We start from the raw sequence: 12,680 nt of genomic DNA, 5'->3' as shown, positions 1-12,680 counted from the left end.
GAGGGGCCGTCCGTCACGTCCCGGAGAGGCGGCGGAGGCCGTCCGGCGGCCTGACCCCCGGCTCCGGGTTCCCGGCGCCCCGCCCTCGCCCCCCGCTCAGCCCGTCGCCAGCAGGATCGCCAGCACCACCGCGCCCGCGAGGGCCGGGGCGACGATCTCGTACGCCCAGCGTGCGGTCACCTCGCCGTGCGGGGTGATCGCGGTGGGGTCCGTGGTCGCGGCGGCCGGCGTGGTCCCGGGCGTCCCGCCCGTCCCGGGGGTTCCGCCGGTCGCGCGGGACTCCTGGGCCGCGAGGAGTTCGCGCAGGTCGTCCATGACCTTGTCGGTCTCGGCGCGGGCCGGGCCGTCGGCCGCGGAAGCCTCGTCCGACGTCCCGCCGAAGCCGCCGAAGCCGCCACCGAACCCGCTGAAGCCGCCGCCGAAGCCGCGTCCGCCCCGGCCGCCGCCCTGGGCCGCCCTGGACGCCTCGGCCGCCGCGCGGGCCTGCCTGCGGGACGCCTTCTTGCGGCCGCGCAGCGAGACCGGCACCGCCCAGAGCTGGTACTTGGCGCCGGAGTCGATGACGACCTCGTTCGAGAAGCTGGAGCGCAGCGAGACCACCCGCGACCACGGCACCACGACGACGCGGAACGGGTTGCGGATGCGCAGCCGCTCCTCGTTGGCGAAGACGGCCGGGCGCAGGGTGAAGGCGACGACCAGCGGGACGACGAGGAGCAGGGTGGCGAGGGCCAGCCAGGGGGTGCGGCCGTGGCCCTTGACGATCGCGTCGATGCCGAGCCAGCCGATGATGCCGAGCAGCAGGACACCGCCGGCGAGCGCCGCGGGCGACCGGTAGGCCCGGTCGGGTGACTCGGGTGCGGTGGGCCGCGGCGCGGGTGACGGGTGTTCCGGGGTGCTCATGCTCCCGATTCTGCCCGACGGCCCCGGCGCCGCCGGTACGCGGTGCCCGTGGACGGTGCCGCGGGTCACGGACGGAGACCCGGGGGTGTACAGCCGCTACGCGCGTAGATATGCTCGTCTGGTGACCATGCCCACTGCACCCACAGCACCCGCTCTCGGGGACGTCACCGCGTCCGACAGCACGCTGCGCCGTTTTCTCCACGGGCTGCCCGGCGTCGACCCGGTCGGCCTCGAGGCCCGTGCGGCCTCCCTCGGCACCCGTTCCATCAAGACGACCGCGAAGGCGTACGCCATCGACCTGGCCATCTCGATGGTCGATCTGACGACGCTGGAAGGCGCGGACACCCCGGGCAAGGTCCGGGCGCTCGGCGTCAAGGCCGTGCGCCCCGACCCGACCGACCGGCAGACGCCCGCCACGGCGGCCGTCTGCGTCTACCCCGACATGGTGGCCGTCGCGAAGGAGGCGGTGGCCGGTTCCCCGGTGAAGGTCGCCTCCGTCGCCACCGCCTTCCCGGCCGGCCGCGCCGCGCTCGGCGTGAAGCTGGCCGACGTCCACGACGCGGTCGCCGCGGGCGCCGACGAGATCGACATGGTCATCGACCGCGGGGCGTTCCTCGCGGGCCGCTACCTGAAGGTGTACGAGGAGATCGTGGCCGTGAAGGAGGCCTGCGGGCCCGCGGCCCGGCTCAAGGTCATCTTCGAGACCGGCGAGCTGTCGACGTACGACAACATCCGCCGGGCCAGCTGGCTCGGCATGCTGGCGGGCGCCGACTTCATCAAGACGTCGACCGGCAAGGTCGCGGTGAACGCGACACCGGCCAACACCCTGCTGATGCTGGAGGCGGTGCGCGACTTCCGCGCGCAGACCGGCGTCCAGATCGGCGTGAAGCCGGCCGGCGGCATCCGCACCACCAAGGACGCGCTCAAGTTCCTGGTGCTGGTCAACGAGACCGCGGGCGCCGACTGGCTCGACAACCACTGGTTCCGCTTCGGTGCGTCCTCGCTCCTGAACGACCTGCTGATGCAGCGTCAGAAGCTGGCCACCGGCCGCTACTCCGGCCCTGACTACGTGACGGTGGACTGAGATCCCATGACGACGCAATCACAGGCATCCGCATTCGCGTACGCGCCGGCGCCCGAGTCGCGCGCGGTCGTCGACATCGCGCCGTCCTACGGCCTGTTCATCGACGGCGAGTTCGCCGAGGCGGCCGAGGGCAAGGTCTTCAAGACGGTGTCGCCCTCGTCGGAGGAGGTGCTCTCCGAGGTCGCCCGCGCGGGCGAGGCGGACGTGGAGCGCGCGGTGCGCGCCGCCCGCAAGGCGTTCGAGAAGTGGTCGGCGCTGCCCGGCTCCGAGCGCGCCAAGTACCTGTTCAGGATCGCCCGGATCATCCAGGAGCGCAGCCGTGAGCTGGCCGTCCTGGAGACCCTCGACAACGGCAAGCCGATCCGGGAGACGCGCGACGCGGACCTCCCGCTGGTCGCCGCGCACTTCTTCTACTACGCGGGCTGGGCCGACAAGCTCGGGCACGCCGGCTACGGCGCCGACCCGCGTCCGCTGGGCGTCGCGGGCCAGGTCATCCCGTGGAACTTCCCGCTGCTGATGCTGGCGTGGAAGATCGCCCCGGCGCTCGCGACCGGCAACACGGTCGTCCTGAAGCCGGCCGAGACGACCCCGCTCTCGGCGCTGTTCTTCGCGGACATCTGCCGCCAGGCGGGCCTGCCCAGGGGTGTCGTCAACATCCTTCCCGGGTACGGCGACGCGGGCGCCGCGCTGGTGGCGCACCCGGACGTGAACAAGGTGGCGTTCACCGGCTCCACGGCCGTCGGCAAGGAGATCGCCCGCACGGTCGCCGGCACCCGCAAGAAGCTCACCCTCGAACTGGGCGGCAAGGGCGCCAACATCGTCTTCGACGACGCCCCGCTCGACCAGGCCGTCGAGGGCATCGTCAACGGCATCTTCTTCAACCAGGGGCAGGTCTGCTGCGCGGGTTCGCGGCTGCTGGTGCAGGAGTCGGTCGAGGACGAGCTGCTGGACGCGCTGAAGCGGCGCCTCGGCACGCTGCGCCTCGGTGACCCGCTGGACAAGAACACGGACATCGGCGCGATCAACTCCGCCGAGCAGCTCGCCCGGATCACCTCCCTGGTCGAGGCGGGCGAGGCGGAGGGCGCCGAGCGCTGGTCCCCGGCGTGCGAACTGCCTTCCGCCGGTTACTGGTTCGCGCCGACGCTGTTCACGAACGTCACCCAGGCCCACACGGTGGCCCGTGACGAGATCTTCGGCCCGGTGCTCTCGGTGCTCACCTTCCGCACCCCCGACGAGGCGGTCGCGAAGGCCAACAACACGCCGTACGGCCTGTCGGCGGGCATCTGGACGGAGAAGGGTTCGCGCATCCTGGCGGTCGCGAACAAGCTCCGGGCGGGTGTCGTCTGGTCCAACACGTTCAACAAGTTCGACCCGACCTCGCCGTTCGGCGGGTACAAGGAGTCGGGCTTCGGCCGCGAGGGCGGCCGGCACGGCCTGGAGGCGTACCTCGATGTCTGACGCGCGACTGTCCGTCTTCAAGACCTACAAGCTGTACGTGGGAGGCAAGTTCCCGCGTTCCGAGAGCGGCCGGGTGTACGAGGTGACGGACTCCAAGGGCAACTGGCTCGCCAACGCGCCGCAGTCGTCCCGCAAGGACGCGAGGGACGCGGTGGTGGCCGCGCGCAAGGCGTTCGGCGGCTGGTCGGGCGCGACGGCGTACAACCGCGGCCAGGTGCTGTACCGGGTCGCCGAGATGCTGGAGGGCCGCCGGGAGCAGTTCACCCGTGAGGTCGCCGAGGCGGAGGGCCTGTCGAAGTCCAAGGCGGCGGCGCAGGTGGACGCGGCGATCGACCGCTGGGTCTGGTACGCGGGCTGGACCGACAAGATCGCCCAGCTGGTGGGCGGCGGGAACCCGGTCGCGGGCCCGTACTTCAACCTGTCGTCCCCCGAGCCGACGGGCGTGGTCACCGTCGTCGCCCCGCAGGACTCCTCGTTCCTCGGCCTGGTCTCGGTGCTGGCCCCGGTGATCGCGACCGGCAACACGGCGGTCGTCGTCGCCTCGGAGCGCGCCCCGCTCCCCGCCCTGTCCCTGGGCGAGGTGCTGGCCACCTCGGACGTGCCGGGCGGTGTGGTGAACGTGCTGTCCGGCCGGACGGCGGAGATCGCGGCGCCGCTCGCCGCGCACCAGGACGTCAACGCGATCGACCTCGCGGGCGCCGACGAGGCGCTGGCGAAGGAGCTGGAGATCGCGGCGGCCGGCAACCTGAAGCGCGTGCTGCGTCCACAGCCTGTGGACGACTGGTCGGCGGACCCGGGCACGGACCGCCTGACGCCGTTCCTGGAGACGAAGACGGTCTGGCACCCGACGGGTTCGCTGGGCGCGGGCGGCTCCTCGTACTGACGCGGGCCCCGGAACCGGAAGCCGCGTCCGCGTACGGACGGGGCCCTGGAACCGGAAGCCGCGTCCGCCCTCCGTCCGGGGCGGGCGCGGCTTCCTCGCGCCCTGCGGGCCTCAGCCGCCCAGACCCCCCAACAGCCCCGTCGCCTGCCCCACCAGCGGCAGGTTGCCGATGGAGGACGCCTGGGCGACCGGCGCCGTCAGCATCTGGGTGTTGAGGGCCTTGAAGTCGGCGAGCTGGGTGCCGACGCCGTTGTCCAGCGGGTCGACGCCGGTGCCGGCCAGCGGGTTGGGCTTGAGTCCGGCGAGCGGGCCCGTGACGTAGCCGACCGAGCCGGTCAGCGCCTGGAGGCCGGACTGCGGGTCGATCTTCCCGAGGGACGTGGGCCGGGTCCGCATGACGTCCACCACCGGGGCGGAGTCGGCGGCGGAGGCCGTCGCGGCGCCCGCGCCGAGGGCCGCTCCCGCGGTGGCGAGGGCGATCAGGGCGCGCTGGGCGGTCGGTCGGGGGGAGGGCGCTTGTCGTGCCATCGCTGGTGCCACCTTCTGGTGCGCAGTGTAATCAGGTCAGCACACAGGGTAGTTGAGGTGTGACGCGCGCTCCAAAGTCGACCCGCGGGGTCGGCAGCGGGTACGGGATGCGTCAAACTGGTGTCCCGTGAGCATCCATCTCCCCTCCTCCGCCCGTGTCGTGCTGCTCTGCGGCCCCTCGGGCTCGGGCAAGTCCCTCGTCGCCGCCCGCTCGGGACTGCCGGTGCTGCGGCTCGACGACTTCTACAAAGAGGGTGACGACCCGACGCTGCCGCTGGTGGCGGGGAGTTCGGACATCGACTGGGACCATCCGGGGTCCTGGGACACGGAGGCGGCGGTCGCCGCGATCGCGGAGCTGTGCCGGGCCGGACGTACCGAGGTGCCGGTGTACGACATCTCGCTCAGCGCCCGCACCGGCACCGAGACCGTCGACATCGCCAGGACCCCGCTGTTCGTGGCGGAGGGCATCTTCGCGGCCGAGATAGTGGGCCGCTGCCGGGAACTGGGCCTGCTGGCCGACGCGCTGTGCCTGAGCCGCGGTCCGCTGCGCACCTTCCGCCGCCGCTTCGTGCGCGATCTGCGCGAGGGCCGCAAGTCGGTGCCGTTCCTGGTGCGGCGCGGCTGGCGGCTGATGCGCCAGGAACGCTCGATCGTGGTCCGTCAGACGGCCCTCGGCGCGCACCCCTGCTCCAAGGACGAGGCGCTGGGCCGGCTGGCCGCCGCGGCGGTGGGCCGCGACCCGGCCGCGTCACCGACGCCCTGACCGAACGGACCGGGTGCCGTCCGCGTCCGAGGGTGAGGACCCGCCCGCGGAAGGACCTCCCGGGCCACGGCTGCCTCCGGACGCACACATGAGAGCGGGACTGGCGGGACCCCCCGGCCCTCCAGTCCCGCTCTCCCCCCGTTTTCCCCCGTGTCCCCCGTGTCCCCCGTCCCCCCTCGGTCCCCCGTGTCCGGTCACCGCTCCCCCCGGGGCGGTCACCGTTCCCTCGTTCCCCCCGTCACCTTCAGGCCACCAACTCGCCGAAGGCGTCCTCCTCGTCACGGCCGAAGCTGAGGACCTCGTCCTCGCGCAGCCGGCGCAGGGAGCGCCAGATGCTCGACTTCACCGTGCCGACACTGATGTCGAGTATGTCCGCGATCTCCGGGTCGGTGCGGCCCTCGTAGTACCGCAGGACCAGCATCGTGCGCTGGAGTTCGGGCAGCCGGGCGAGCGCCTGCCACAGGACGGCGCGCAGTTCGGTGCCGCGCATCGCGTCCGTGTCGCCGGGCGTCTCCGGCAGTTCCTCGGTCGGGTACTCGTTCAGCTTGCGGCGGCGCCACGCGCTGATGTGCAGATTGGTCATGGTCCGGCGCAGATAGCCGCCGACCGCGGCCTTGTCGGTGATCCGCTCCCACGCCCGGTACGTCGAGAACAGCGCGCTCTGCAACAGGTCCTCGGCCTCGAACCGGTCCCCCGTGAGGTGGTAGGCGGTGGCGTACAGGGAGGCGCGGCGCTCCTGGACGTAGGCGGTGAACTCCGCCTCGGACAGTGAACGACGCTCCCCCGTGTCCTCCCTGTACGCGCTCTCCCCCGTCTCCCCCGCGTCCCCCGTGCGGGCGTCGACCACCGTCATGTAGGCGGTGTGCTGACGCCCGGTGCCGTGAGCGCACCCCCGCAAGTTCACGGCACCGGACTTCTCCGAACCCCGGCCCACGTCGTGCAGCCGCGTGACCACCGCGCTGTTGCTGGTGCTGTGCAGCGTGTTCATCTCGCGCCCCCCGTCGTGGACTTCCGGTGTTCCGCTTGCCAGGCGGTGCTGCCTTGCCTGTGCCGAGAAGCTTGCCGGGGTCACTTCATGACCGTGTCCGCCGACTGTCACAGAGCTGTCACAGGGGCCCGTCGCACGGTGTACACAGGACGATCACAGAACGGGGCGGTAAGGGCACGTACCCGCACAGGAGTCGAAACCCCACCCCGCCATGGGCCAGAATGAGCCCCGTGCCTTCCCTGTTGCTGATCGAGGACGACGACGCCATCCGTACGGCCCTGGAGCTCTCACTGACGCGCCAGGGACACCGGGTGGCCACCGCTGCCACCGGAGAGGACGGCCTGAAGCTGCTGCGTGAGCAGCGCCCCGACCTGATCGTGCTGGACGTGATGCTGCCCGGCATCGACGGGTTCGAGGTGTGCCGGCGCATCCGGCGCACCGACCAGCTCCCGATCATCCTGCTGACCGCGCGCAGCGACGACATCGACGTGGTCGTCGGCCTGGAGTCGGGCGCGGACGACTACGTCGTCAAACCCGTGCAGGGGCGGGTCCTCGACGCCCGCATCCGGGCCGTGCTGCGGCGCGGTGAGCGCGAGGCGAACGACGCGGCGGCCTTCGGCAGCCTCGTCATCGACCGCGCCGCCATGACCGTCACGAAGAACGGCGAGGACCTCCAACTCACCCCGACCGAGCTGCGGTTGCTGCTCGAACTGAGCCGGCGGCCCGGACAGGCCCTGTCCAGGCAGCAGTTGCTGCGTCTGGTGTGGGAGCACGACTACCTGGGCGACTCCCGTCTGGTGGACGCGTGTGTGCAGCGGCTGCGCGCCAAGGTCGAGGACGTCCCGTCGTCGCCGACGCTCATCCGTACGGTCCGCGGGGTCGGTTACCGCCTGGACGTTCCTCAGTGACCGACGCGCACGGGGGGATCCGCGGCTGGTTCGCGGGTCGCAAGGGGGTCTGGTCACGGCTGCGGTTCACCAGTCTGCGGCTGCGCCTTGTGGTCGTGTTCGGGCTCGTGGCGCTCACCGCGGCGGTGTCCGCGTCGGGCATCGCGTACTGGCTCAACCGCGAGGCGGTCCTCACCCGCACCCAGGACGCGGTGCTGCGGGACTTCCAGCAGGAGATGCAGAACCGGGCGGGCGCGCTGCCCGAGCATCCGTCGCAGGACGAACTCCAGCACACCGCGGGGCAGATGGCGAACAGCAGCCAGCGGTTCAGTGTGCTGCTGGTCGCCGAGTCCGCCGACGGCAAGGCGGTGTACGGCACTTCGGGCGCGCTGGACGGCTTCTCCCTGCGGGAGGTGCCGCGTTCGCTCCAGAAGGCGGTGAACAAGGAACAGAAGGTCGACTCCGCCAACAAGTACCCGTACCACCTGTACTGGCAGCGGGTGGTCGACGACGGCACCCCCTATCTGGTGGCGGGTTCGCAGGTCATCAACGGCGGGGCGACCGGCTACATGCTGAAGTCCCTCGAACCGGAGGCCAAGGACCTCAACTCGCTGGCCTGGTCGCTCGGGATCGCGACGGCGCTCGCGCTGGTCGGCTCGGCGCTGCTCGCGCAGGCCGCGGCGACGACCGTGCTGAAGCCGGTGCACCGGCTCGGGGTGGCGGCGAGGCGGCTCGGCGAGGGCCGGCTCGACACCCGGCTGCGGGTCTCGGGCACCGATGAACTCGCCGATCTGTCACGGACGTTCAACCTGGCGGCGGAGGCCCTGGAGAAACGGGTCGCGGACATGGCCGGCCGGGACGAGGCGTCCCGCAGGTTCGTCGCCGACATGAGCCACGAGCTGCGGACCCCGCTCACCGCGATCACCGCCGTCACGGAGATCCTGGAGGACGAGCTGGAGGCGGAGTCGGGGAGCGTGGACCCGATGATCGAGCCCGCCGTCCGGCTGGTGGTCAGCGAGACGCGGCGGCTGAACGACCTGGTGGAGAACCTGATGGAGGTCACCCGCTTCGACGCGGGCACCGCCCGGCTGGTCCTCGACGACGTCGACGTCGCCGACCAGATCACCGCCTGCATCGACGCGCGGGCCTGGCTCGACGCGGTGGACCTGGACGCCGAGCGCGGCATCCACGCCCGGCTCGACCCGCGCCGCCTGGACGTCATCATGGCCAACCTGATCGGCAACGCCCTCAAGCACGGCGGCTCCCCGGTGCGGGTGTCGGTGCGGATGGCGGGCGAGCGGGGCGACGAGGTCGTCATCGCCGTCCGCGACCACGGGCCCGGCATCCCGGAGGACATCCTGCCGCACGTCTTCGACCGCTTCTACAAGGCGAGCGCGTCCCGGCCGCGTTCCGACGGCAGCGGCCTCGGCCTCTCCATCGCCACGGAGAACGCCCGCATCCACGGCGGTGAGCTGACGGCCGCCAACTCCCCTGACGGCGGCGCGGTGTTCACGCTGCGGCTGCCCCGGGACATCTCGGAGCTGACGGAGGAGCCGGGCGCCGTGGACGGGCCGGCCGGGGCCGAGGGGGAGATCCGATGAGGGGCCGCAGGCTGCTGGCGCTGCCGTTGCTCGCCGCCGTGCTCACCGGGTGCGGCATCCGCGCCACGGAGGTGCCGACGGACTTCGGTGCCGCGCCCTCGCGGGTGCAGTGCTCGCTGGCCGAACCCGACGTCTCGACGCAGTCGTCGCGTGGGCTGCCGGTGCAGGTGTTCCTGCTGTGCGGGTCGTCGCTGGTCGCGGTGGACCGCACGGTGCGGGTCCCGGACGGCACGGCGGACTCGGCGCGGCGGGTCCTGGTCGCGCAGGGCCTGCTGGACGAGCTGACGGCGACGCCCTCGCCCTCGGAGCAGGAGGCCGGGTACACGACGGACGTGCGCGGCGGCATGACGGTGGCCGGGCCGCGCCGCGGTGACCCGGAGGACACGCTGCGGCTGAGCAGCTCGCCCGGCGACCTCACGTCGTACGCGCTTGCGCAGATCGTGTGCACGTTCTCCGACTCGGCGGCGGCCGAGGGCGACGGTTCGGTGATCCTGGGCGGCCCCGGCGACGACCGGCTGCGCCGCTACCAGTGCACGGACGAGGTACGGGCCAGACCCGGCAGCCGCCAGCCACCGTCGGCGGAGATCACCGGCGGCTGACGGCGGGGTACGGCGGCCCGGGGGCCACGGGGCGTGGCGGACAGCGGGTTCGGCGGACGGCGGGTTCGGCGGACAGCGGACGCGGCGGACGGCGGGGTTCGGAGGACCGCGGGGTTCGGAGGACCGCGGGGTTCGGAGGACCGCGGGGTTCGGAGGACCGCGGGGTTCGGAGGACCGCGGGGTTCGGAGGACCGCGGGCGCGGCGGGCGCGGCGGACAGCGGACGGTGGCGGACGGCGGGTGTGGCGGACGCCTCATCCGGCCGCCTCGTGGTGAGCCGGAACCGATTCCGCCGGGCCCGGCGTCTTGGGGTGCGTGCAGCGTGAAGGCTCCATCGGCGGCAGCGCCGCGAACCACGTCCGGGTGACGGCAGGTGTCCTCCTGGTCGTGCACCTGGCGCTCGTCCTCTGGCTCACCCTGCGTCCGCTGGACGTCCTGTGGGTGCGGCCCGCCAATCTGCGTCCGTTCGCCGGGATCCGCGCCGACCTCGCCCTGGGCGGCGCGGCCCCGGTCCGCCGGATCGCCGCGGGCCTCGCGCTGCTGGCGCCGCTGGGGGTGCTGATCCCGCTGGCGCACGGCAGGCTCCAGGCGTCCCCGCTCGGCTCCCTGGTGCGGACGGCGTCGGCGGGCGCCCTCGTCTCGGTGGCCATCACCCTGGCGCAGACCGGGGTGCCCGGCCGGGTCCCGGACGTCGACACGGTGCTGCTGAACACGGCGGGCGTGCTGCTCGCGCACGTTCTGGTGGTGCCCGCCGGGCGCCGCCGGGCGCGGCGCCGGGACGGGCGCGGGCGGCGTGCGCCGGCCGTCCAGGAGGACGTGCTTCAGGGTCGGACCCCGACGATTCCCAGGGTGGGCATCGCACCGTAGGGCGATGCCCGGGGCCGGGCGGTCCGCATAGCGTGAGGGTCATGGGGCACCCGCCCCGTACCGATCCTCACGAAGGAGCCGCGGATGTCCGCCCTTGCCCGCCCCACCCAAGGCCGTGTCCTCGGCGGAGTGTGCGCTGCGCTGGCGCGGCGCTTCGGCACCTCCGCGACGACGATGCGGGTGATCTTCCTGCTGTCGTGTCTGCTGCCGGGACCGCAGTTCCTGCTCTACATCGCGCTGTGGGTGCTGCTGCCCTCGGAGGACAAGGCCCGCACCGCCTGGTGACCGGCCCGCGCGTACGCCGATGGGGCGCACCCCGTGTTCGAGCGGGGTGCGCCCCATCGGCGTGCCGAGGGCGGTTCAGCCCAGCGGGATGCCGTTCAGGGGCAGCCCGTGGGTGGGCAGCTGGCCGAGCGGGAGGCCGCCGAGGAGGCCCTTGACGGGGGCGGTGGGGCCCTCGGAGAGGAGGCGCTCCGCGGCCGGCTGCACGGCGGTTACGCCCGCCTGGAGGGCGGTGGTGCCCTGGCTCAGCGCCTGTCCCGCACCCGGCACCGCGGAGGCGAGGTTCTGGGCGGGCAGGGTCTGGGCGACGGAGCCGAGCGCCTGGGTCGCGTCCGGGACAGCCGGGGCCGCGTTCGCGGCACCCGCGCCGACGGCGGCGAAGGCGGCGCCGAGGGCGGCGACACCGAGGGTCTTGGCAGCAGACTGCTTCATGGAATGCGTCCTCGAAATGGGGGTACGGGGGACGAGCGGTTCGAGAACGTAAACACGCGAAGCGACCGGCCGCAAACATCGAAATGCGGACGGGTTGTGAATAACCTGTCCGCATTCAGCTGCCCCGAACTGCCCTGTTCAGCCCGCCGATTCAGCGGAACCGCTGGTGGAGGCGGTCCGCTGGAACAGCCATTCGGATTTCAGTTCCGCGTATCCGGGCTTCACCACGTCGTTGATCATGGCCAGCCGTTCGTCGAAAGGAATGAACGCTGATTTCATCGCATTGACGGAGAACCACTGCATGTCGTCGAGCGTGTAACCGAAGGCGTCGACAAGGTGCGCGAATTCCCGGCTCATACTGGTGCCCGACATGAGGCGGTTGTCCGTGTTGACCGTGGCCCGGAAATGCAGCCGCCGCAGCAGCCCGATCGGGTGCTCGGCGTAGGAGGCGGCGGCCCCGGTCTGGAGGTTGGAACTGGGGCACAGCTCCAGCGGGACGCGCTTGTCGCGCACGTAGGAGGCCAGCCGCCCCAGCGTGACCCCGCCGTCCGCGGCGACCTCGATGTCGTCGATGATCCGCACCCCGTGCCCGAGCCGGTCGGCGCCGCACCACTGGAGCGCCTGCCAGATGGACGGCAGCCCGAACGCCTCACCCGCGTGGATCGTGAAATGGTTGTTCTCCCGCTTCAGGTACTCGAAGGCGTCGAGGTGCCTGGTGGGCGGGAAACCGGCCTCGGCGCCCGCGATGTCGAAGCCGACGACGCCCAGGTCCCGGTGGCGGTTGGCGAGTTCGGCGATCTCCAGGGAGCGGGCCGCGTGCCGCATCGCGGTGAGCAGCGCGCCGACCCGGATGCGGTGCCCGGCCTCGCGGGCCAGCCGTTCGCCTTCCCTGAAGCCCTCGTTGACGGCGTCGACGACCTCTTCGAGGCCGAGCCCGCCCTCCAGGTGCTGTTCGGGCGCGTACCGCACCTCGGCGTAGACGACGCCGTCGGCGGCCAGGTCCTCGGCGCACTCGCGGGCCACCCGCACCAGCGCGTCCCGGGTCTGCATCACGCCGACGGTGTGCGAGAACGTCTCCAGATAGCGTTCGAGCGACCCGGAGTCGGCGGCCTCCCTGAACCAGAGGCCGAGCTTGTCGGGATCGGTGTCGGGCAGATGCGGGTAGCCGCTCGCGCGGGCGAGGTCGACGACGGTGGCCGGGCGCAGGCCGCCGTCGAGATGGTCGTGCAGCAGAACCTTCGGCGCCCGGCGGATCTGGTCCGGCGTCGGGGTGTTCGCGGTGCTCTGGCTCGTCATTTCCGCACTCTAACTCCTACGCGCGTAGATCACCGGGAGTCGCCCACAGGTGATCGCTGTCGATATTGAACGGTGACCGCACGGACGGGTCGCGTACACCGACGCTTCTGACA

Annotated in this window: 14 protein-coding genes; 9 read left to right on the top strand and 5 right to left on the bottom strand. The window is 72.4% G+C overall.

All coding sequences use genetic code 11. The features are described 5' to 3' along the window. Positions 1-96 precede the first annotated feature (96 nt). Positions 97-900, bottom strand: a complete 804-nt coding sequence (locus tag DDJ31_RS24115) for a PH domain-containing protein (protein WP_127178287.1) — start codon at positions 898-900, stop codon at positions 97-99. 127 nt (positions 901-1,027) lie between these two features. On the opposite strand from DDJ31_RS24115, the gene deoC reads away from it, so the two are divergent. The 3 genes from deoC to DDJ31_RS24100 are packed head-to-tail and all read left to right on the top strand — an operon-like array spanning position 1,028 to position 4,325. Then, complete coding sequence (deoC, locus tag DDJ31_RS24110; protein ID WP_127182628.1) at positions 1,028-1,984, top strand: deoxyribose-phosphate aldolase; 957 nt, start codon at positions 1,028-1,030, stop codon at positions 1,982-1,984. A 6-nt stretch (positions 1,985-1,990) separates the two neighbouring features. After that, a complete protein-coding gene (locus DDJ31_RS24105) occupies positions 1,991-3,442 on the top strand; it encodes an aldehyde dehydrogenase family protein (protein ID WP_127178288.1) in 1,452 nt (483 codons plus the stop codon). After that, on the top strand, positions 3,435-4,325 hold the full coding sequence (locus tag DDJ31_RS24100) for an aldehyde dehydrogenase family protein (RefSeq protein WP_127178289.1): 891 nt from the start codon (positions 3,435-3,437) through the stop codon (positions 4,323-4,325). Before DDJ31_RS24105 ends, DDJ31_RS24100 begins: the two co-directional genes overlap by 8 nt. 111 nt (positions 4,326-4,436) lie before the next feature. Here DDJ31_RS24100 and DDJ31_RS24095 read toward each other — a convergent pair whose 3' ends face one another. Further along, positions 4,437-4,853 (bottom strand): hypothetical protein, encoded by a 417-nt coding sequence (locus DDJ31_RS24095; protein ID WP_127178290.1) that lies wholly within the window; start codon positions 4,851-4,853, stop codon positions 4,437-4,439. 127 nt (positions 4,854-4,980) lie between these two features. Between DDJ31_RS24095 and DDJ31_RS24090 the strand changes: the two genes are divergently transcribed. Further along, positions 4,981-5,616, top strand: coding sequence for a uridine kinase family protein (locus tag DDJ31_RS24090; protein WP_127178291.1), 636 nt, complete (start codon positions 4,981-4,983; stop codon positions 5,614-5,616). Between the two features lie 244 nt (positions 5,617-5,860). Here the strand turns inward: DDJ31_RS24090 and DDJ31_RS24085 are convergent, their stop codons facing one another. Then, positions 5,861-6,604, bottom strand: coding sequence for a SigE family RNA polymerase sigma factor (locus tag DDJ31_RS24085; protein WP_127178292.1), 744 nt, complete (start codon positions 6,602-6,604; stop codon positions 5,861-5,863). Between the two features lie 230 nt (positions 6,605-6,834). Between DDJ31_RS24085 and afsQ1 the strand changes: the two genes are divergently transcribed. The 5 genes from afsQ1 (at position 6,835) to DDJ31_RS24060 (ending at position 10,842) form a co-directional block, all read left to right on the top strand. Further along, the gene (gene afsQ1, locus DDJ31_RS24080) at positions 6,835-7,512 is read left to right on the top strand and encodes a two-component system response regulator AfsQ1 (protein WP_127178293.1); all 678 of its coding nucleotides are present in this window, start codon (positions 6,835-6,837) and stop codon (positions 7,510-7,512) included. Beyond that, entirely contained in the window at positions 7,509-9,092 is a 1,584-nt protein-coding gene (locus tag DDJ31_RS24075) for a sensor histidine kinase (protein WP_127178294.1), read from the top strand. The genes afsQ1 and DDJ31_RS24075 overlap by 4 nt, the downstream gene beginning before the upstream one ends. After that, complete coding sequence (locus DDJ31_RS24070; RefSeq protein WP_127178295.1) at positions 9,089-9,691, top strand: hypothetical protein; 603 nt, start codon at positions 9,089-9,091, stop codon at positions 9,689-9,691. The genes DDJ31_RS24075 and DDJ31_RS24070 overlap by 4 nt, the downstream gene beginning before the upstream one ends. Before the next feature lie 314 nt (positions 9,692-10,005). Then, positions 10,006-10,557 (top strand): VanZ family protein, encoded by a 552-nt coding sequence (locus DDJ31_RS24065; protein WP_127178296.1) that lies wholly within the window; start codon positions 10,006-10,008, stop codon positions 10,555-10,557. An 84-nt stretch (positions 10,558-10,641) separates the two neighbouring features. Beyond that, entirely contained in the window at positions 10,642-10,842 is a 201-nt protein-coding gene (locus DDJ31_RS24060; RefSeq protein ID WP_127178297.1) for a PspC domain-containing protein, read from the top strand. Between the two features lie 75 nt (positions 10,843-10,917). Here DDJ31_RS24060 and DDJ31_RS24055 read toward each other — a convergent pair whose 3' ends face one another. Continuing rightward, on the bottom strand, positions 10,918-11,271 hold the full coding sequence (locus tag DDJ31_RS24055; RefSeq protein ID WP_127178298.1) for an ATP-binding protein: 354 nt from the start codon (positions 11,269-11,271) through the stop codon (positions 10,918-10,920). A 138-nt stretch (positions 11,272-11,409) separates the two neighbouring features. Next, on the bottom strand, positions 11,410-12,567 hold the full coding sequence (locus DDJ31_RS24050) for an adenosine deaminase (RefSeq protein WP_127178299.1): 1,158 nt from the start codon (positions 12,565-12,567) through the stop codon (positions 11,410-11,412). Between the last annotated feature and the right edge of the window lie 113 nt (positions 12,568-12,680).

The organism is Streptomyces griseoviridis (genome assembly GCF_005222485.1).
Taxonomy (GTDB): Bacteria; Actinomycetota; Actinomycetes; order Streptomycetales; family Streptomycetaceae; genus Streptomyces; species Streptomyces hintoniae.
The sequence above is the reverse complement of the archived record's forward strand: the minus strand, read 5'-3'. Positions and strand labels throughout refer to the sequence as shown.